Source organism: Herminiimonas sp. GW821-FHT09C12, from assembly GCF_059416385.1.
This window is the reverse complement of sequence record NZ_JBWKPC010000002.1, coordinates 1-20,155: the sequence shown is the minus strand read 5'-3', so window position 1 is coordinate 20,155 and position 20,155 is coordinate 1. Positions and strand designations below refer to the sequence as shown.

General features: G+C 51.2%; 23 protein-coding genes. 12 read left to right on the top strand and 11 right to left on the bottom strand.

The window, feature by feature from the left end; all coding sequences use genetic code 11:
• Positions 1-146: 146 nt before the first annotated feature.
• Both AC07N2_RS10070 and AC07N2_RS10065 read left to right on the top strand, forming a co-directional pair.
• Entirely contained in the window at positions 147-1,196 is a 1,050-nt protein-coding gene (locus AC07N2_RS10070; protein WP_494778168.1) for an NADP(H)-dependent aldo-keto reductase, read from the top strand.
• A 72-nt stretch (positions 1,197-1,268) separates the two neighbouring features.
• Positions 1,269-1,823, top strand: a complete 555-nt coding sequence (locus AC07N2_RS10065) for an NADPH-dependent FMN reductase (protein ID WP_494778167.1) — start codon at positions 1,269-1,271, stop codon at positions 1,821-1,823.
• A 90-nt stretch (positions 1,824-1,913) separates the two neighbouring features.
• Here the strand turns inward: AC07N2_RS10065 and AC07N2_RS10060 are convergent, their stop codons facing one another.
• Positions 1,914-2,315: a diacylglycerol kinase gene (locus tag AC07N2_RS10060; RefSeq protein ID WP_494778166.1), complete on the bottom strand. Its 402-nt coding sequence runs from the start codon at positions 2,313-2,315 to the stop codon at positions 1,914-1,916.
• A gap of 251 nt (positions 2,316-2,566) precedes the next feature.
• On the opposite strand from AC07N2_RS10060, the gene AC07N2_RS10055 reads away from it, so the two are divergent.
• Positions 2,567-3,349, top strand: coding sequence for an IclR family transcriptional regulator (locus AC07N2_RS10055; protein ID WP_494778165.1), 783 nt, complete (start codon positions 2,567-2,569; stop codon positions 3,347-3,349).
• A gap of 89 nt (positions 3,350-3,438) precedes the next feature.
• On the opposite strand, the gene pbpG is transcribed toward AC07N2_RS10055, so the two are convergent.
• Both pbpG and AC07N2_RS10045 read right to left on the bottom strand, forming a co-directional pair.
• A complete protein-coding gene (pbpG, locus tag AC07N2_RS10050; RefSeq protein WP_494778164.1) occupies positions 3,439-4,653 on the bottom strand; it encodes a D-alanyl-D-alanine endopeptidase in 1,215 nt (404 codons plus the stop codon).
• 225 nt (positions 4,654-4,878) lie between these two features.
• Positions 4,879-5,769, bottom strand: a complete 891-nt coding sequence (locus AC07N2_RS10045) for a DMT family transporter (protein ID WP_494778163.1) — start codon at positions 5,767-5,769, stop codon at positions 4,879-4,881.
• A gap of 239 nt (positions 5,770-6,008) precedes the next feature.
• Between AC07N2_RS10045 and AC07N2_RS10040 the strand changes: the two genes are divergently transcribed.
• Complete coding sequence (locus AC07N2_RS10040; RefSeq protein WP_494778162.1) at positions 6,009-6,575, top strand: phasin family protein; 567 nt, start codon at positions 6,009-6,011, stop codon at positions 6,573-6,575.
• A 79-nt stretch (positions 6,576-6,654) separates the two neighbouring features.
• On the opposite strand, the gene AC07N2_RS10035 is transcribed toward AC07N2_RS10040, so the two are convergent.
• On the bottom strand, positions 6,655-8,295 hold the full coding sequence (locus AC07N2_RS10035; protein ID WP_494778161.1) for an ABC transporter permease: 1,641 nt from the start codon (positions 8,293-8,295) through the stop codon (positions 6,655-6,657).
• A gap of 111 nt (positions 8,296-8,406) precedes the next feature.
• On the opposite strand from AC07N2_RS10035, the gene AC07N2_RS10030 reads away from it, so the two are divergent.
• Entirely contained in the window at positions 8,407-9,504 is a 1,098-nt protein-coding gene (locus tag AC07N2_RS10030) for an ABC transporter ATP-binding protein (protein WP_494778160.1), read from the top strand.
• 13 nt (positions 9,505-9,517) lie between these two features.
• On the opposite strand, the gene AC07N2_RS10025 is transcribed toward AC07N2_RS10030, so the two are convergent.
• Together AC07N2_RS10025 and AC07N2_RS10020 are read right to left on the bottom strand one after the other, a co-directional pair.
• Positions 9,518-10,321, bottom strand: coding sequence for a competence/damage-inducible protein A (locus tag AC07N2_RS10025; RefSeq protein WP_494778159.1), 804 nt, complete (start codon positions 10,319-10,321; stop codon positions 9,518-9,520).
• A gap of 16 nt (positions 10,322-10,337) precedes the next feature.
• The gene (locus AC07N2_RS10020) at positions 10,338-11,258 is read right to left on the bottom strand and encodes an EI24 domain-containing protein (RefSeq protein ID WP_494778158.1); all 921 of its coding nucleotides are present in this window, start codon (positions 11,256-11,258) and stop codon (positions 10,338-10,340) included.
• Positions 11,259-11,456: 198 nt separating this feature from the next.
• Here AC07N2_RS10020 and AC07N2_RS10015 point away from each other — a divergent pair, with 198 nt between their 5' ends.
• Together AC07N2_RS10015 and AC07N2_RS10010 are read left to right on the top strand one after the other, a co-directional pair.
• Positions 11,457-11,813 carry an FKBP-type peptidyl-prolyl cis-trans isomerase gene (locus AC07N2_RS10015; RefSeq protein WP_076592090.1) on the top strand — a complete coding sequence of 119 codons (357 nt, stop codon included), beginning with the start codon at positions 11,457-11,459 and terminating at the stop codon, positions 11,811-11,813.
• 64 nt (positions 11,814-11,877) lie between these two features.
• A complete protein-coding gene (locus AC07N2_RS10010) occupies positions 11,878-12,132 on the top strand; it encodes an acyl-CoA-binding protein (protein WP_076592091.1) in 255 nt (84 codons plus the stop codon).
• A 76-nt stretch (positions 12,133-12,208) separates the two neighbouring features.
• Here AC07N2_RS10010 and AC07N2_RS10005 read toward each other — a convergent pair whose 3' ends face one another.
• Genes AC07N2_RS10005 through AC07N2_RS09995 form a run of 3 tightly spaced genes read right to left on the bottom strand, consistent with a single transcriptional unit; the run spans position 12,209 to position 14,898 of the window.
• Positions 12,209-12,493 carry a polyhydroxyalkanoic acid system family protein gene (locus AC07N2_RS10005; RefSeq protein WP_494778157.1) on the bottom strand — a complete coding sequence of 95 codons (285 nt, stop codon included), beginning with the start codon at positions 12,491-12,493 and terminating at the stop codon, positions 12,209-12,211.
• 4 nt (positions 12,494-12,497) lie between these two features.
• Positions 12,498-13,481 (bottom strand): 2-hydroxyacid dehydrogenase, encoded by a 984-nt coding sequence (locus AC07N2_RS10000; protein WP_494778156.1) that lies wholly within the window; start codon positions 13,479-13,481, stop codon positions 12,498-12,500.
• Positions 13,482-13,491: 10 nt separating this feature from the next.
• A complete protein-coding gene (locus AC07N2_RS09995) occupies positions 13,492-14,898 on the bottom strand; it encodes a sodium:proton antiporter (protein WP_494778155.1) in 1,407 nt (468 codons plus the stop codon).
• A 285-nt stretch (positions 14,899-15,183) separates the two neighbouring features.
• On the opposite strand from AC07N2_RS09995, the gene fdxA reads away from it, so the two are divergent.
• The 4 genes from fdxA to nth all read left to right on the top strand — a co-directional run bounded on the left by fdxA (position 15,184) and on the right by nth (position 18,428).
• Positions 15,184-15,507 carry a ferredoxin FdxA gene (fdxA, locus tag AC07N2_RS09990; protein ID WP_076592095.1) on the top strand — a complete coding sequence of 108 codons (324 nt, stop codon included), beginning with the start codon at positions 15,184-15,186 and terminating at the stop codon, positions 15,505-15,507.
• Between the two features lie 232 nt (positions 15,508-15,739).
• Positions 15,740-16,975: a polyhydroxyalkanoate depolymerase gene (locus tag AC07N2_RS09985; protein WP_494778154.1), complete on the top strand. Its 1,236-nt coding sequence runs from the start codon at positions 15,740-15,742 to the stop codon at positions 16,973-16,975.
• Between the two features lie 104 nt (positions 16,976-17,079).
• Positions 17,080-17,781, top strand: a complete 702-nt coding sequence (gene rsxB / locus AC07N2_RS09980) for an electron transport complex subunit RsxB (RefSeq protein ID WP_494778153.1) — start codon at positions 17,080-17,082, stop codon at positions 17,779-17,781.
• A complete protein-coding gene (nth, locus tag AC07N2_RS09975; RefSeq protein ID WP_494778152.1) occupies positions 17,778-18,428 on the top strand; it encodes an endonuclease III in 651 nt (216 codons plus the stop codon). Before rsxB ends, nth begins: the two co-directional genes overlap by 4 nt.
• Positions 18,429-18,450: 22 nt before the next feature.
• Here nth and AC07N2_RS09970 read toward each other — a convergent pair whose 3' ends face one another.
• Entirely contained in the window at positions 18,451-19,035 is a 585-nt protein-coding gene (locus AC07N2_RS09970) for a malonic semialdehyde reductase (protein WP_494778151.1), read from the bottom strand.
• Between the two features lie 164 nt (positions 19,036-19,199).
• Between AC07N2_RS09970 and AC07N2_RS09965 the strand changes: the two genes are divergently transcribed.
• The gene (locus AC07N2_RS09965) at positions 19,200-19,625 is read left to right on the top strand and encodes a DUF1841 family protein (protein WP_494778150.1); all 426 of its coding nucleotides are present in this window, start codon (positions 19,200-19,202) and stop codon (positions 19,623-19,625) included.
• Positions 19,626-19,651: 26 nt separating this feature from the next.
• Here AC07N2_RS09965 and AC07N2_RS09960 read toward each other — a convergent pair.
• Positions 19,652-20,155, bottom strand: a 504-nt coding sequence (locus tag AC07N2_RS09960; protein WP_494778149.1) for an aromatic amino acid lyase, incomplete at its 5' end; no start/stop codon positions are given.

Here is a 20,155-nt window from a genome sequence, read left to right as displayed (position 1 = left end):
TGTTTCATCGATCCTTATGCGTTTTCCGAATAAGGAATTTCTGCCCTTCTGCTGAAGAATCCACTCTTTTCCCGCTTTTTCCACCTCATACTCGTTTTCGTTTTTGTTGCTAGACTAAAAAAGCCAACAAGAAAGGAAAGCATGCAATGAAGTATCAACAACTTGGAAAAACAGATATCAAAGTTAGTAATATCGCACTAGGCACCATGACCTGGGGTGAGCAAAACAGCGAAGTCGATGCCCATGCGCAACTCGATATGGCGATCGCAGCCGGCGTCAATCTGATCGATGCAGCAGAAATGTATCCAGTCCCACCTAAACCGGAAACGCAAGGATTGACGGAACGCTATCTGGGTAACTGGTTGAAAAAATCCGGCAAGCGCGATCAACTAATCATCGCCACCAAAGCTGCTGGGCCTGCACGTTTACCGCACAATCCGAAACATGTACGCAATGGACAAAACAGCTTCGATCGCACCAGCTTGACCGAAGCACTGCACGGCAATCTGGAACGTCTGCAAACCGATTACATCGATATCTATCAACTGCATTGGCCTGACCGCAGCGTGAATATTTTCGGTCGGCAGAATTACGAGCATCATCCAGATGAAGACACCGTACCTATCGCAGAAACATTGTCGGTGCTGGCTGACTTCGTCAAGCAAGGGAAGATACGTTACATAGGCGTATCGAATGAAACGCCGTGGGGTCTGTCGCAATTCCTGCGTGCGTCGGAACAATTGAATCTGCCGCGCATCGTCAGCATACAAAATCCCTACAGTCTGGTGAATCGTTATTTTGAAATCGCGCTGTCTGAATATTCGCATCAGGAACAAATAGGTTTGCTCGCTTATTCGCCGCTCGCCTTCGGTGCACTGTCCGGAAAATATTTGAACGGTGCTCGTCCTGCAGATGGACGCATGACACTGTTCGAACGCTTCGTCCGTTACAAGGCACCGCAAGTGGAAACTGCTGTGCAAGCCTATGTCGATCTGGCACATAAACATGGCCTCGATCCGGCGCAAATGGCCCTCGCATATGTCAACACACGACCCTTTTTAACGAGTACGATTATCGGTGCAACTACTTTGCAGCAATTGCAAAGCAATCTGGACAGCATTCATTTAACGTTAAACGAAACCGTCTTGAACGCAATCGAAGAAATTCACAGTAGACATCCTAATCCTGCATCATGATGGTCTGCTTGCATGCAATCGGTCACATCCATAGATGTGTACTCGCATAAAAACTTTTTACGAAAGAGGACTATGAGCACAACTTATAACGTCGCAGTTTTTGTCGGCAGCTTGCGCAAGGATTCAATGAATCGCAAGCTGGCAAATGCACTCAGCAAACTTGCACCGGAATCGTTGAAGTTAACTATCGTGGAAATTGGCGATCTGCCGTTTTTCAATCAGGATCATGAAGGAAACCCATCGCAAGAAGTGATAGCCTTCAAACAAAAGATCAAGGCTGCCAATGCGGTTCTCTTTGTCACGCCAGAATACAATCGATCAATTCCTGGTCTCTTGAAAAATGCGATTGATACCGGCTCACGTCCTTACGGTCAAAGTGCGTGGAGCGGCAAACCAGGCGCCGTCATCAGCGTCTCGCCCGGCGCAGTAGGCGGCTTCGGTGCGAATCATCATCTACGTCAGGTACTGGCATCCGTCAATGTTCCGACCATGCCGCAACCGGAAGCTTATATCGGTAACGGAGGCAAATTGTTCGATGAGAACGGTGGACTTACCGATCAGTCGACAGCCGAATTCCTGAAGAAATTTCTCATTGCATTCGATCAGTGGATAGAACGCAATATCTAAGACTGAAATAAAAATCGGCACAGCAAAGTTTTTATACTTTGCTGTGCCGATTTTTATTTGTTTCTGATTTTTTAAACGATCAAGTCGCGTTCAGTTGCCGGTGAATAAAGGCCACAAAATAACCAGCCAGGTTGCACCTGCCAGAAACAGTGCCAACATCACCGCAGCACTGCCAAAATCCTTCGCATTTTTTGACAAGGGATTGCGTTCAAGCGAAACACGATCTACTACTGCTTCAATCGCTGAATTAAGCAGTTCAATAATCAGCACCAGCACAAATACACCTATCAGCAATAACTTCTGCAAAGCCGATACCGGCAACATCAATGCGGCAACCGTCGCGATCACGACAACGAATAATTCCTGACGAAAGGCGTGCTCGCCTTTCCATGCTGTCTTGAAACCTGCAATGGAATAACCCAAGGCAGAAAAAATACGCTTCAAACCGCTTTTGCTTTTGAATTCACTAATAGGTTGTTCTGGATAGCTCATGCGATTTCACAGTGAATGGGTTAAGAGGGCAAAGCAAGGCGACAAGTTGCTGCGATTATCAGTGCAACGGTAGATAGACACAAGCGACACCTGATGCTGCCCGGATTATCCCTGTCAGACCGTAAACATGGCGTTAAGTCCAATTTTGCGCAAATCCTATCGTGGCAATTCAGACGACAAAACAAGAGCTGGGCTTCTTTCATCTTTCACAATGTGATATAACATCCAGACTGCAATGCCCACATTGGAATATGAGAACAACGAATACGGCTGAGACAGACAAAACCTCCATTCAAGTCATAGAGCGTATGGTTTCGCTGCTGGATGCACTCGCGACCTACCCTGATCCAGTCAGCTTGAAGGAACTCTCCAGCGTCACGGGTTTACATCCGTCCACGGCTCATCGCATCTTGAATGACCTCGTCATCAAACGCTTTGTCGATCGCTCCGAGCCCGGCACTTACCGACTCGGCATGCGCCTGTTGGAGCTGGGGAATATCGTCAAGAGCCGCCTGGACGTGCGTGAAGCTGCGCTGGATCTGATGCGACAACTGCACCGCAAGACCAATCAAACTGTCAATTTGTCGGTACGACAAAACGATGAAATCATCTACATCGACCGTGCCTTCTCGGAACGCTCCGGCATGCAAGTGGTACGTGCTGTCGGCGGACGTGCACCTTTGCATCTGACTTCAACCGGCAAGTTGTTTCTATCGATAGATGAACCAAGAATGGTGCAAGCCTACGCGGCACGCACCGGTCTCGCCGGTCATAACAAGAACTCCATTACCGATTTATCGAAGCTGCAAGGCGAGCTGAGCCAGGTACGTGCACACGGTTATGCGCGCGATAACGAAGAGCTGGAATTAGGCGTACGCTGCATGGCGGCCGGCATACATGACGATAGTGGCAGACTAATTGCAGGCTTGTCTATTTCTGCGCCGGCAGATCGGCTACAGGAAGAGTGGCTGGAAGATTTGATGGATACCGCCAAGCAGATTTCTGCTGCGCTCGGCTATACAGAAACAGCATAATCATCGACGCCAAATAAATATCTGTTTGGCGTATGAAAGACTAATAAAAAAAGCGAACCGTAGTTCGCTTTTTTTATTGAGTGGATCGTTCAGCTTTGCACCGCATGGTGTTTGCCAGCGATGTTTTGCGGTTGCTGGGTTTCTATCCACTTACGTATCCGTGTTGCATCTCCCAGACGCGAGAGCTTGCCTTTGGAATCAAGGAAAATCATGACGATAGGTCGACCACCGATATTCGCTTGCATCACGAGGCAGCGACCTGCTTCAGAGATATAACCTGTTTTTTGAATACCGATTTCCCAATCAGGATTGGTGACCAGACGATTCGAGTTAGCGTATTGCAGTGGACGTCCGCCCGGTTCGACTATGTATTTCGTATCAGTGGAATATTGGCGCAAGATTGGATGGTTATACGCAGCCATCACCAGCTTCGCCAGATCACTTGCACTTGCCACGTTATTGCTGGACAAGCCGGTCGAATCAACATAGTGCGTACCGCTCATGCCCAATGATTTTGCCTTGGCATTCATCGCAACGACAAATGCGCGGAGACCACCCGGATAATGACGACCGAGAGCAGACGCTGCGCGATTTTCCGAACTCATCAAGGCGATGTGCAACATGTTCGCGCGCGACAATTGCGAACCTACGCGCAGACGCGATGAACTATTCTTTTCGCGATCGATATCTTCTGTCGTAACTTCCAGCACTTCATTCATGTCTTGCTGCGCTTCGACTACAACCAAACCGGTCATCAATTTGGTGATCGATGCAATCGGCAAAGTCACGTTCGCATTTTTTTCAAACAAGACTGCCGATGTGGATTGATCCAGCACCAGCGCGACGTTCGATGCGAGGGCCAATGAATCACGCGTCATGTTCAAGCCGGCGATATCGCCTGCGGTCAAGACTGGAGGAACGGCTGGAATAACTGGTTTGGCAACGCGTTGATAAATAGCCTGACGCTTGCCGTGCACAACGACTTCTTTTTTGACGAGCTTCTCGCTGCTGTTAAGCGAGACACTGTTGCGCTGTTTGGATTTCTTGTTGGATGCAACCGTTTGCTTGGTGTTGACGCGTTTGGTCGACTTAGTTGATTTACTAGCTTGTTTGGCTTGCGCGACAGGCTTCTTCGCAGCGGCAGCGCGTTTGGGTGCCTGTGCTTTTTTAGCCTGTGCGTTGGATGCGACTTTCTTGTTAGTCGCCTTCTTCGCAGTAGTGGAGCTCGGCTCTTTAGCCAACGCCATAGGTGCGTTGAAAATAACGAATAACGAAAAAAATATCCCCAGCGCGGACTTAAGCATCTGCGACTCCCCAATTCATACGATGAAATATGGCTTGCAGTTTAGCAAATATCGGAAAATGTGCAAGATAATTAGATAGTTAGCTGTTTTCATTAATCTACTTTCTAACTAACGATATCTTTTTCTTCACATTATTGGTGCAATTTTTGACTGAAAATACACCGCTTACGACCCGAATTTATTGCTACGCAACAATAATTTCCATAGGAATCGGCCTCTTTTCCGCTACTTTTTCACCACAAACGCTACACCTACGACAGCAAGCAACATGCCAGCCACGCCTATCAAACTGAAGGTCTCGTCAAACGCAGCCCACGCCATCAATGCAGTCGTTGGCGGCGTCAAATAAAGCAAGCTGGTGACCTGCGTCGCTGCACTTTTACGTATCAATGCAAAGAGCAGGAAAATCGCACCTATCGAGAGTGCAACGATGGACCACAGCAGCGCGCCGATAAAGCTGGGCGTCCACTGCACAGTTTCCAATGACGGTGAAAAGCCTTCAAAGTAGATGGCGAAAGGAAGTACCACCACGCACGATGCGGCGAATTGAATGATGGTGCCGGTACGCAGATCAAAATGCGGGCAATAGCGCTTTTGATACATCGTCCCTATCGTGATCGACAGCAAAGCCATCAAGCACAAGGCGATGCTTTCCCAGGTCAAACCGATCAGCGTAATTTTATTGGCAACCACCAGCGCCACACCACACAGACCGAAGATCAGACCTATCCATTGGCGACCGCGCACTTTCTCGCCGATCAAAGGTGCGGCAAACGCCGTCAATACCGGCTGCATGCCAACGATCAAGGCAGACAAGCCGGCTGGCATGCCCAGCTTAATTGCGCACCACACGCCAGCCAGATAACCGGCTTGCACCAGGATGCCGGCAACAGCGATATGGCGCATCGTGCCAAGCGGCCACGGCGCGCGCAGCAACAGAACCAGCGGCAGCAGGATAATCAACACGCCTATGAAGCGTAGCGCCAGAAAGGTCAACGGCGGCGCGTACGGCAGGCCGAACTTCGCCACGATAAAACCGGTACTCCAGATCAGCACGAACAGGAAAGGCATCGCTGCCAGCCATGGGCTTTCTGTTTTACTTGAATCTGTATGCATGCTTGTTTTCTATTCTTTCAATTCCGGACTGGAGTACCTGCACCCTTACTCTAGGCAAGTCCTTAGCGGCACCTCACCGGGCGACATTCTCGCATTCTTCAGGCAAAACATTTATTTGTGCATTGCAGCAAATATCGCTTGACACCATCCTTACAATACTTACAATGAGTCATGTTGCAACGCACAATGATCGTTTTTACCTACCGCAGTGATGTACTACCTTCACAAAGGAGAAACCCATGTTTGCTATTCCAGAGCAGTTTTCCGCCGCAACCAAACACCAGTTTGAATCGCAACTCGCCATACTGAATTCGCTCACCAGCACAGCATTCGATAGCGTACAAAAAATCGTCGACTTGAACCTGAGCGCGGCGAAGTCATCATTGCAGGAATCCGGCGCTGCTGCACAGAAGCTCGCCACCGCAAAAGATCCACAAGAATTTTTCTCACTCAGCGCTTCGCATGCACAGCCGAACGCTGAAAAAGCACTGGCCTATGGTCGTCATCTGGTAAGCATCGCAACCAGCACGCAAGCTGAATTTACCAAGGCAGCAGAAACACAAATCGCAGAAACCAATCGCAAGGTTTTGTCCTTGATTGATGAACTCAGCAAGAACGCGCCAGCCGGTTCTGAAAACGCTGTCTCCATGCTCAAGTCTGCAATCGGCAATGCCAGCGCCAGCTACGAACAACTCTCCAAAACAACCAAGCAAGCAGTTGAAGCCTTGGAAGGTAATTTGAATGCAGCCGCCAGCCAATTCGCCAGCGCAGCAGAAAAAACCACGACCAAATCACGTAAATCGTAATTTCTCAGAGCTCTCCTCACTGGCCTACGCGCCACTTCTAATGCCCCGGAAAATCGGGGCATTTTTTTATGCGCAAGCGTTATCGACGCCCCGATGCAATCGCACGTGCCAGAATGATGACGGGCACTATCGCAATCAATACGATGGTTAATGCAGGCAAGGCTGCTTCACCCAAACGCTCGTCAGATGCCAATTGATGCGTGATCACCGCCAGCGTATCGAAGTTAAATGGACGTATCGTCAACGTCGCCGGCAATTCCTTGACCACATCGACAAACACCAGCAAACCCGCCGTCAACACACTGCGCCATAACAAAGGCAAATGTATGCGCATCAACATCGACGTCATGCCATGTCCCAGACTGCGTGCACTGGCATCCATGGATGGAGTGATTTTGATCAAACCGGCTTGCACGCTTTGGAAGGACACTGCGAGAAAGCGCACCAGATAAGCATAGATCAAGGCAATCACGCTGCCGCTCAAGACCAGCGCCATACCATGCTCCGCATTCCAGCTATCGATGCGCGACATCGGAATCAAAATCCCCACCGCAATCACCGCGCCCGGTATCGCATAACCCATGCTGACGATGCGATTGCAGACCGCTTGTACTTTGCTATTCGTCACACGCGCTGCATACGCCATCAAGACGCAAATCACGATGGCAATCACCGCTGTCACGCCACCAAGTATGATCGTGTTGTTCAACCAGCTGAGATAACGTGCGCTGAACGAGATCGTTTCTTCCTGCAATATCAAGCGCAGCAGAATCAACAACGGAGCAAAGAATCCCAGCACCACCGGCAACGCGCAAAACAAAGTCGCACTCCACGCTTGTCGTCCCTTGAGCGTAGTCATCAACTGCGTTGCGCTACGCCCACCGACGGCGTAATAACGCGCCCTGCCCCGACTTTTTTGTTCCAGCAGCATCAAGACCATCACCGCTATCAAAAGAACGGCAGCAATTTGTGCTGCAGCCGCGCGGTCAGAAAAGATGTACCAGGATTTATAAATACCCGTCGTCAATGTCGGCACGCCGAAATAGGCAACCGCACCGTAATCGGCCAGCGTCTCCATCAGCGCCAGTGCAATACCAGCCGCCGCTGCCGGACGTGCCAAAGGCAAACTCACTTGAAAAAATGCCTGCCACGGCCCGGCACCTAAAGTGCGTGCGGCATCCCACATGCGCGGACTGCGTTCGATAAACGCATTGCGCGCCAGCAGATAGACATAGGGATACAAGACAAACGCGAAGAGGAAACCGGCACCACCGACAGAACGGATTTGCGGAAACCAGTAAGTCGGCCCTTGCCAGCCAAACAGCGCACGCAATCCGCTCTGTACCGGTCCGGTAAATTGCAGGAAATCGGTATAGGCGTAAGCGACCACATACGCTGGCATCGCCAATGGCAGGATCAAAGCCCATTCAAAGAATTTTTTACCCGGGAAATTGAAAGCCGCCACCAGCCATGCGCAGCCTATGCCCATCACCGCCGTCAGGATCGCAACGATTGCGGCGATCACAACGCTATTGATGATGTATTCCGGCAGCACCGTTGCCCACAGATGCGAGAAAGTGCTGATATCAGTACCTGTTTCAGCACCGGAAACCAGATTGGAGAGCACGCCGACGATAGGCAAACCCACCAGACAGGCAATCGCCAGCGATGCAATCAGCAAGGGATGCAAAGCGCCGCTTTGACCTTGTCTCTTATGCACGCAGATAAACCTGAATATAAAAAAGCATGAATACTCTCGCGATCGGCTAAACGAGAATTATAATCAATCGCTCATTTCGCCCATGTAATTATTTCCGGAACACTGCACCTCATGTCAGCCCTTCCCGCTCCGTCTGCGCATTTGTCAGTTGAAGCCATACGCGTTGGCTACCAAGTCGCGCATCAAATGCACGAAATCGTGCACAGCCTGTCGTTTGCCTTGCAACGCGGTGAGATCGGCTGCCTGCTCGGCCAATCCGGCTGCGGCAAAACGACCGTGCTGCGCGCCATCGCGGGCTTTGAATCGTTGATCGCCGGTCGCATTGCCTTGGGCGGCAAGGAACTTAGCAACGCAACACACACCACCGTGCCAGAAGCGCGCCATGTCGGCGTGGTGTTTCAGGATTACGCACTCTTCCCGCATTTATCGGTGGCCGACAATATCGGCTTCGGCTTGCGCAAGCTGTCGGCAAGCGAGCGTCGTACTCGCATCGGCAAGCTGCTGGCATTAGTCGGCCTCACCTCGCAAGAGAAAAAATTCCCGCATGAATTATCCGGCGGTCAACAACAGCGCGTCGCACTTGCACGTGCATTGGCACCGCAACCGGATTTGTTATTACTGGATGAACCGTTCTCCAATCTCGATGTGGATTTACGCGAACGACTCGCGACTGAAGTACGTGACATCTTGAAAGAAGTCGGCACCATGGCAGTATTGGTCACGCACGATCAGCACGAAGCTTTTGCGATTGCTGATCAGATCGGCGTCATGCAGAACGGTGTCATCGTGCAATGGGACAACGCCTACAATTTGTACCATCGCCCTGCCACACGTTTTGTCGCTGACTTTGTCGGCCTTGGTGTTTTCATGCCCGGTCGTATCGATCAGCACAAACAAGATGTGAGTATTGAATTGGGCAGCTTGCCGCTCTGCCACGGTTTGGAAGTATGCGATCCGAATGAGCAAGATGCACAACAGGTTGATGTATTGCTGCGCGCCGATGATGTGGTGCACGACGACAGTAGTCCATTACAGGCAGAAGTCGTGCGCAAGGCATTCCGTGGTGCAGAATTTTTGTACACATTGAAGTTACCGAGCGGCCAGCAACTGCTGGCACTCGTCCCCTCACATCACGATCACGCCTTGGGTGAGCGTATAGGCATACGGCTGGAAGCCGATCACGTCGTCACCTTTCCCAAGCAGGATTAAACCGGCTGCGCAATCAAAGGTGCTGAACTTCCACTTTCAGCAGATTTAATTCAGCAATCAATTTATCGAAGGCTGCAGCAGCTTGCTCCGGCTCGCCCTTGACACCGAGTTCGATATGGCGACGTGTCTCCGCATCGCCCACACTCGGCAAGCTGAACACTTTTACTTGCGGGAATTCATCTTCTATCGCTTCCATCAAAGGCGTCAGTGCCGATTCCATCGATTGGAAGACCAGCACTGATTTTTCAAACCGCGGCTGTTGATGAAATAAATGGCCGTAATGTGTATCCAATATCCATTCAATCATCGGCCACGCCATCACTGGGAAACCCGGCATGAAATAATGCGCGCCACCACCATTGCCGTGATGAATAGAGAAACCAGGAATCTTGTTATACGGATTCGGCACGATCTCCGCGCCTTGCGGGAATTCGCCCATCTTCAAACGATGCAAATTCTCTGGCTTGTTCAAGTCAAAAGGCACATTCGCTTCACGCGCCATCTCCAGCATGCGCTCTTGTATCTTTTGCTTGGCTTCCGGATGCAACTCGATAGGCACGCCTAGCGCTGCTGCCGCACATTGACGCGTATGGTCATCCGGTGTCGCACCTATGCCGCCGCAACTAAACACGATATCGTCACTGGCAAAGGTACGCTTCAAGGTCGAGGTAATACGTGCTCTGTCATCGCCCAGAATTTCTGCCCAGCCCAGTGACAAGCCGCGCACAGACAGCAGATCAACGACCTTGGAAAAATGCTTGTCGATGCGTTTGCCGGACAATATTTCGTCGCCGATGATGATGAGTCCGAATGCCATGGTTTTCCTTCTTGTGTCAGATTTGAGGAGTCTGTGGATTGCCTGGTTTATCTTCTGCCGGTGGAGGCAATACGATCACAGTTTCTGCAGGTGTCGGCGCTGTAGCCTGTGTGACTAGCTGCTCTGCAGCTTTTCCAGCAGCCTGCGCGGCGCGATACTGCGTCAATGCATCCATGCAGTAATGCTGGAACCACAAACCGCTGAAGATAAAGACCAGCACGTATAGCCAAATCGCACCAGCTGCCAGTACCGGGAAAAAGATCACCGATAAAGCACCACCCAGCCACAGCAAGGTCGGCGCAGCACCCATCGCGCCGGTAATCGCACCTATCACCAGCAATTGCCAGCGATGTATGCGCAGAATGATTTTCCGTTCCTCGGCATCAGCATGATCAGCCAGCGCATCGTAGGCCATCACGCGATACGTCAGCCAGCCCCACAAGATAGGCTGAATCACAAAGGTCAAAGGTGGAATCAGAGAAAGCGGCAGCGTAATCAGCCACAACACCAAAAATATCGTGAATGACGAAGTCGACATCCACAGGCTGCCAAAGAAAGTACCGCCTTTGCGCGCTTCCAAATCCTTGTATCGACGACTACCCACATGCTTGACGATGACCGGCATCGCCATCACACCGACAAAAATCAATGCCGTCAGTATCATCAGCGGCAACAGTATCCACATGGCAATCAAAGGCACGACTACGGTCTTGAATGCCCCCATACCCAGCCACATCAATAATTCATTGCTTACGCGAAAGCCGTCGTTCTCAACAAAATAGTTTTGCAGCCAATCAATCATGGGCTGCAGATACAGCCACAAGCCGACACCCCAGACCGCGATCGACAGCACGAATGGAATCACGCTCAGCATCAGCATCCTGAAGTGCAACTGGGATAGCAAGGCTCGTCCGAAAGACGTAAATACCGGGCGCATGATGAAAAATCCTATGAAAAATTCGGTTTGCGCGTCATAGCTTGTTCATACGTACAAGCCCGCACAAAGAATAAGCATTTTACCGTGCCGCCTTCGCCTGCGCCCGACAGGCAATCAAGTCCAGGCGCAAGGTCGGATAAAAGCGCCTTCACCTGCTACAATCTGCCCACTTTCTGACTTATTTTTCAAAGGAACAACATGGCTACTACCTCGACCTCCTCCGGCCTGCAATTCGAAGACAAAGTTGTCGGCGACGGCGCAGAAGCAACTGCTGGCGCGCACGTGACCGTGCATTACACCGGCTGGCTGCAAAATGACGACGGCAGCGCCGGCGCAAAATTCGATTCGAGCAAGGATCGTGGTGATCCATTCGAATTTCCACTCGGCGCTGGTCATGTGATCAAGGGCTGGGATGAAGGCGTGCAAGGCATGAAAATCGGCGGTACACGTACCCTGATCATCCCTGCATCGCTGGGCTACGGCGCACGCGGCGCTGGCGGCGTGATCCCACCAAACGCAACTCTGATTTTCGAAGTAGACTTGCTGGGCGTATAAGGCAAATCCGGTTCGCGCTGCGAGCAAGTATCTTCAACCAGCTTGTCATTTATCGGGAGTACGTATGAGCCTGCAAGAGCAATTCGATCAAGCATTAGCCGATTCCAAGACTTTGCCGGAGCGTCCGGATAATCTGACGCTGCTGAAAATCTATGGTCTGTACAAACAGGCTAGCGGTGGCGATGCAACTGGTGAACAACCTGCGATGACAGACTTTGTCGCACGTGCGAAATGGGATGCCTGGAATAATCTGAAAGGCATTTCAAAAGAAGATGCGATGCAGCAGTACATCGATCTGGTGGAAGATTTGAAGGCTTGATATAAGCTTTTCTTCCGCAGAAAATTAAAAAGCCCCGTATGTAAATACGGGGCTTTTTTATCGAGCAGACTATCAACTATGCTGCGTCGGCAAAATACTTCTTCATATTGCGCGCCACTTTTTCTTCCAGTGGACCAGCGAAAGCCTTGAACAGAAAATCCAGCGTGATATCGATTTGCGCTTCTTTCTCACGCAAGGCCAACGTACCTGCTACTCCGCTACGCTTGAACGACAGGATGTCACCATCCCATTGCGTCGTCATATCGAACTCTGTTGCCATCTTGTCTGCCACTTTTTGTGCAGCGTCTTTTGCCTGTTGCAGCGGAAGCTGATGCTCCTGCTTGATGCTGATATCTGCCATTTGCTTACTTCTTCGCTTTCACTTCCGGGTTGAGTAAATTCGGTGGTTGTTGTCCGCTTAAGGCTGCAACCAGATTGGTAGAAGCGCAATCAGACATCGCACGACGCGTTTTTTCCGAGGCGCTACCTATGTGCGGCGTCAAGACGACGTTCGACAAGGTCAGGAAATCCGGATGCAAGGCCGGTTCATTCTCGTACACATCCAGTCCGGCTGATGCGATGCGCTTCTCACGCAGTGCTGCAATTAGCGCGACATCATCCACAATCCCACCACGCGCAATATTCACCAAAGTCGCAGTCGGCTTCATCAATGCCAGCTCAGCGGCACCGATGATGTGATGCGTTTGTGCCGAGTATGGCAAGACCAGAATCAGGTGATCGGCACCACGCAATAATTCTTCCTTGCTGACATAACGCGCATTGTTGGCGTGTGCTTCCTGCTCTGGCGTCGCGCGGCTGCGATTGTGATAAATCACCTTCATATCAAAACCCATGGAGCGACGTGCAACCGCCTGCCCTATGCGTCCCATGCCCAGTATGCCCAGCGTCGCACCGTGCACATCCGCACCCAGAAATTGATCGAAACGCCAGTTCTTCCATTTGCCAGCGCGCAGATAATGTTCGGATTCCGATACGCAACGTGCATTCGCCATCAACAAGGTCCACGCGTAATCGGCGGTCGTTTCATTCAAAACATCCGGCGTATTCGTCACCATGATGCCGGCCTTGGTCGCAGCGGCAACATCGATATTGTTATAGCCGACTGCAACATTACAGATGGCTTTCAAATGCGGATTAGCAGCAATGACTTCAGCCGACATTTTTTCGCTGGCGGTAATCACCACCGCATCTTTACCCTGCATCTTTTCATGCAGTTCTGCTGCTGAAAAAATCTTGTCTTCCTGATTTGACTCAACATCAAAGTGTTGCTGCAAACGTTCGATCACATCAGGGAACGTTGCACGTGCGACGAGTACTTTTTGCTTCATATACGTCTCCTCAGGTGAAAAAGATGAAGGTCATCAAAATAAACAAGGGTACAAGGATCGCACATGACCACGCCATATAACCAAAAAACGATGGCATCTTGATGCCGCGTTCTTCCGCGATTGCCTTGACCATCATGTTAGGCGCATTACCGATATAACTATTAGCACCCATGAATACGGCACCGCAAGAGATTGCAGCCAGCGTTGCCGCCAGCGTCGTCATCAAGGCCGTTGCATCACCACCAGCCGTATTGAAGAAGACCAGATAAGTCGGTGCATTATCGAGGAAGGAGGAAAGAACACCCGTCGCCCAGAAATACATCGCATTGATAGGCTGGCCATTGCCATCCGTCACAGCACGCACGATGGATGAAAAGGCACCCGACTCGCCGGCGCGCAGCATCGCAATGACCGGGATGATGGTGATGAAAATACCGGCGAATAATTTGCCGACTTCCTGTATCGCCCCCCACGAGAAATCATTGCCGCTACGCGCGCTTTTAGGTGTCAGCCACAAGGAGAGGAAGACCACACCTATCAATGCAACATCACGCAACAGGTTTTGCAGTTCCACTTCATTGCCGAAGACAACATAGGTAATGCCTGACTTCCAGAAGCCGCTCATCAAGACCAATGCAACCACCAGCGCCAGCAAGGCAAAATTGATTTTCCCTTCAAAGCGGATCGCGGAATCCGGCGTTGGGTCCAGCTCAGGCGGTTTGATTTCTTCACGCTTGTGATAGTAGTGACTATCGAGCAGATAAAAAATAATCAGCAGCACAACGCACAGGAACAAGGTCGGTGCAAACAAATGACGCACCGTCCAGAAGAAATCCACGCCCTTCAGGAAGCCAAGGAACAGCGGCGGATCACCCAACGGCGTCAAAGCACCGCCGGCATTCGCCACCAGAAAGATAAAGAACACCACGATATGCGCGGCATGCTTGCGATTATCGTTGGCGCGGATCAGTGGTCTGATCAACAACATCGATGCGCCCGTCGTTCCCATGAAGCTGGCCAGCACCGTACCGATCGCAAGCAAGCCCGTATTCAAAGCCGGCGTACCGTGCAAATTACCGCGCACACAAATACCGCCAGCAACCACAAACAAGACCGTGATCAAAATCAGGAAAGGGAAAAATTCAGAGATAAAGGCGTGCATGGCACCATGCACCGCCGTTGCACCACCGAAGAAATACGCGCAAGGCAGCAAGAATGCCAAAGCCCATGCCAGCGTCACCTTGCCAAAATGATGATGCCAAAAACTTGGCGTCAATAGCGGACAGAGCGCAATCGAAAGCAACAAGCCGGCAAAGGGAACACCCCACAGCATCGACAAGCCGCTCCCGTTCAATTCTGCCGCGCCGCATAGCGCAGGGGTCAAGGCAAGCAAGCCGACGAGAAAATGTGCACGCATGGTGGCTCCGTATTGAAGGGATGCCATTTTAGCCCAGAAAAAATGTGTCTTGGCAGCAATGCAAACGTCGCTAGCCAGCCCATGCCGTACAAAAAACTGCTGAAATCTTTCCCGCATAAGACATGCAACGCATTTGCTTATTCGGAATCGGTATAACTCCGGTTTGTGAGAAAGAGCGATATGCCTTAAAATACAACGCTTTGCGGCTACTGCCCGGCAAGATGAATGTCATCTGCCTCCATCGAGTAGTCGGCTCTATTTCAAATATTTACAGTTAGGACTGGTATGACCCACGTAGTGACCGAATCCTGCATTCTCTGCCGTTACACAGACTGCGTAGATGTGTGTCCGGTGGACTGTTTTCGCGAAGGCCCGAACTTCCTGTCTATCGATCCGGACGAGTGCATCGATTGCGCAGTATGCGTAGCCGAATGCCCTGTCAATGCCATCTTTGCAGAAGAAGATGTGCCGGCAGATCAACAGCAATTCATCAAGTTGAACGTGGATTTGTCGCGCGAATGGCCATCAATCACCAAAACCAAGCTGCCGCTGCCTGAAGCGGAAGAATGGAAAGACAAGACTGACAAGCTGCAGTATCTGGCACGCTAAACCATCTCTTTTCGACAAAAACGCCCTCTGGTTCGCCACAGGGCGTTTTTTATTATGGGAACGGTTTTCCCCGCAGCGCATCAAATCGTTATTAAGTCTATAACAATCAATTACTTCATTGGATTGCATATAAGCGTTGTTAAACGATGAATAGTTATCAATGCTGCATTGCAATATAATAGTTTTGTCGTGACAATCGTTTTAACAACAGCCATCGGAAGAGGCCTTCCCTATGCTTTACCAGTTGCATGAGTTAAACCGTAGTCTGCTCAATCCACTGATGCAGTGGGCGGAAGCATCGTCCAAACTATTTAGCGATCCGGTCTCGCCGCTGGCTTATACGCCATTTGCGCAGCGTATCGCTGCCGGCTATGAATTGATGTACCGACTGGGCAAGGATTACGAAAAGCCGCATTTCGGTATCGAATCGGTTCCCGTCAATGGCAAGCAAGTCGCCATCGTCGAAGAAGTGGCGGAAGAGAAATCCTTCTGCACGCTGATTCACTTCAAAAAAACATTGAGCATCAAAGCCCTCGCCGCATTGAAGCAACCGACCGTCCTGCTGGTAGCACCTTTGTCCGGGCATCACGCCACGCTCTTGCGCGACACCGTACGCAGCCTGTTATCGGACCATGATGTCTACATCACCGATTGGCGCGATGCGCGCATGGTGCCGCTGACTGAAGGTCCGTTCCATCTGCACGATTACGTCTATTACATACAAGACTTCATCCGCCAGCTGGGACCGGATGTGCATGTTATTTCCGTCTGCCAGCCTACGGTGCCGGTACTCGCCGCCATCTCATTGATGGCGAGCGACAAGGATGCGCATTTGCCGAAGTCGATGACGATGATGGGCGGCCCTATCGATCCGCGAAAATCGCCAACGCAAGTCAATAACCTCGCTACCGAAAAACCGTACGAGTGGTTTGAAAATCAGGTGATCTTCAGCGTACCGAACAACTATCCGGGCTTTGGCCGCAAGGTATATCCTGGCTTTCTGCAACACGCCGGCTTCATCGCGATGAATCCAGGTCGTCATGCACAAAGCCATTGGGATTTCTATGAACACTTGCGCGAAGGCGATAACGAATCTGCAGAAGAACATCGCAAGTTCTACGACGAATACAACGCAGTGCTGGATATGCCTGCGGAGTATTACCTGGAAACAATCAAGACCGTCTTCCAGGAACATCGTTTGCCGCTAGGCACGTGGGAAATCGAAGGCAAGCTGGTCAAGCCCCAAGATATCAAAACCGTCGCCCTCTTCACGATCGAAGGCGAGAAGGACGATATCTCCGGCCTCGGACAAACGCATGCAGCGCAGGATTTGTGTTCATCGATAGCCAAATCGAACAAACAGCAATTCACCGCACCACAATGCGGACACTACGGCATCTTCTCCGGCCGCAAGTGGCGTGAAATCATTTGTCCGAAAATCGGCGAGTTTATTGCGAAGCATTCTTGATTAGCCGCTTCCCAGTTATAAAAAATCGCCAGTAGCAACATCAAAGTCCTTTTCTATTTGGCGCAGCGGCCCGTATAAGACGATAATTCTGTTTTATCTCTTACTTGCCCGCTGTGTCCTCTCCTCCTAAAAAATCGCTTGCCGATCAGCTTGAAGATCTGCTGCCACAAACGCAATGTACGAAATGCGGCTATCCCGCATGCCGTCCGTATGCAGAAGCGATGGCCGACGGCACAGCCAGCTACAACCAATGTCCACCCGGCGGTATTGAAGGCGTGGCAAGGTTGGCACATCTGCTGGGCAAACCCGTTATCCCCATCAATCCCGTTAATGGCCATGAACGAGCACGGCCGGTTGCCGTCATCGATGAGAGTCTGTGTATAGGTTGCACACTGTGCATACAAGCTTGCCCGGTGGATGCCATCGTCGGCGCTGCCAAGCAGATGCACACCATAGTCAACGATTTGTGCACCGGCTGCGATCTGTGTGTTGCACCCTGCCCGGTTGATTGCATTGCGATGGTAGATGTCACGCCGGGAAAAACCGGCTGGGATGCATGGTCGCAAGCGCAAGCTGATACCGCGCGTGAACGACACGACTTCCGCACCAAACGTTTGCAACGCGAAAAAGAAGAAAACGACGCACGCCTCGCCGCCAAGGCAGCAGCGAAGTTGCAGGCCGTGCAATCGGAAACAGCTATCTCGGAAGAAGAGAAAGCCGAACAGGTACGCAAGAAAGCCATCATTCAAGCCGCGATCGAACGCGCACGCTTGAAAAAAGAACAAGCGGAAAAGGACGCTAAATGAACGCAGAGAAACGACGTGAAATTTTTAATCGACTGCGCGCTGCCAATCCGCACCCTACTACCGAACTTGAATATCAAACGCCATTTCAGTTATTGATCGCTGTGTTGCTGTCCGCACAGGCAACCGATGTCTCGGTCAATAAAGCCACGCGCAAACTGTATCCACACGCCGGTACACCGAGGAAGATTTACGCACTCGGCGTCGAAGGCTTGATGCCTTACATACAAACCATAGGCTTGTATCGCACCAAGGCCAAGAACGTCATTGAAACCTGCCGGATTTTGCTTGCCGAACATGGCGGCGAAGTACCGCGCACGCGTGAAGAACTGGAAGCACTGCCTGGCGTAGGACGCAAGACGGCCAACGTGGTGATGAATACCGCTTTCGGCGAACCAACAATTGCAGTCGATACGCACATCTTCCGCGTCTCGAATCGCACCGGTCTGGCACCGGGCAAGAATGTCGATATCGTCGAACAGAAATTGATGAAGTTTGTCGCGCCGGAATTTCAGCAAGATGCACATCACTGGCTGATCCTGCACGGTCGTTACACCTGTATCGCACGCACACCAAAATGCTGGAACTGCATCATTGCTGATCTGTGCGAATACAAGCAGAAGACACCGCTACCGGCTAAAGGCGTGTAAGCCTCAGCCGGTGAAACCGTTTTTACAAAACGATAGCGCAGGCAGCTTCAAATGTCAGGCGTGGCAAACGCGGTTTGATTTTTTCGTGATCGCCATAGCCGATGCTGCAAATGAAGTTGGCTTTGACCTTGGTGCCAACAAAGAAAGCTTCATTCACTTTAGCCGCATCGAAGCCTGACATCGGGCCGCAATCCAGACCTATCGCGCGCGCCGCCATGATGAAGTAAGCACCTTGCAGTGAAGAATTACGGAACGCCGTATCTTCAGTAAACTTCTCGTTATCGGCAAACATTGCCTGCGTATCCATATGTGGGAACAATTGCGGCATCTTGCGCGGGAAAGCCATGTCCATGCCGATAATCGCGGTGATCGGTGCAGTTTTCACCTTCTGCACATTACCTGGAGAAACGCATGCCGCCAGTTTCTCTTTCGCTTCCGGCGATTTCACGAAGGCGATGCGTGCCGGCTGGGAATTCATTGAGGTAGGCGCCCACTTCATCAGTTCGTAAATTTCACGCAGTTGACCGTTGGTAACCGGCTTATCGAGCCAGACGGTGTTGGTGTGGGCTTGGGTAAAGAGGGTATCGAGCGCTTCTTGGTTCAGCATAGCGACTTTCATTTTCAAGTGTTCAAAGGCATGCCGCATCGCGGCAATAGTAATAAGCAAAACGGTAACAGATGCGTATGTTATCCGAAACCCGCTCAGCAGTTCAGGAGCAAGCCACGTACAATTGCGGTCTGTACCCAATGTTCGGCTTTTTGAATACCCTAATGTTTACACCTTCACAACACGATGTACGCCGTTTTTTCTGCGAAACCTTTCGTAAACAGCGTGCCAACGAGATCCTCACACCGCTGGAAGCGATTGCACGCGACTGGATCATCCAGCATCCGGAATACGCCGAGGCACTGGCCGATGTAGAAGCCGCATTGGCGCAAGACTATTCGGTGGAATCCGGGCAGGCTAATCCCTTCCTGCATCTGTCCATGCACTTGTCGATAGCCGAACAAATCTCTATCGATCAGCCGCCAGGAATACGCGCCGCCTACACCGGACTCGCGCGCCGTCTGGATTCAGAACATGACGCCCATCATCACATCATGGAATGTCTGGGCGAGATGATCTGGTCCTCGCAGCGCAGCGGCCTGCCACCCGATGGTGTTGCCTATATCGAGTGCATTAACAAGCGCCGCTGAACAAACTGCAATAAGGTAAGTAAGTCTTAGACGAACTTACCGATCTGCTTGACCACTGCCTCACGCACAGACCCGCTGGTCACAAAGGAATGCGCCATCTGGATATCGTTGTGGAACCAGCGATCACCGTCCAGACAAGCAGGAATCTGTTTGCGGATCTCGTCATAGGCGGCCTGTGTGCCTTGACCCAGTACAAAGCCCGGTAGCAAATCTTCCGTCATCGTCAAAGCCTGCGCTGCCAGCAACATCTCCACACCGATGATGTATTTCGTGTTGTTCACTACCGTTGCTGCCTTGCGCGCACACCAGGTTGAGTTGGAGACGTGATCTTCACTATTACCCTTGGCCGGGATGCTGTCGACACTACCCGGCATACACAAGGTACGGTTTTCCATTACCAATGAACTAAGTGAGCACTGCACTACTGGATAGCCGGTGTTGACGCCGCGTACGCCACTCATCAGGTTACGTGGCAAACCCCACGACAAGGTTGGATCGATCAGACGTGCTACACGGCGTTCGCAGATGCT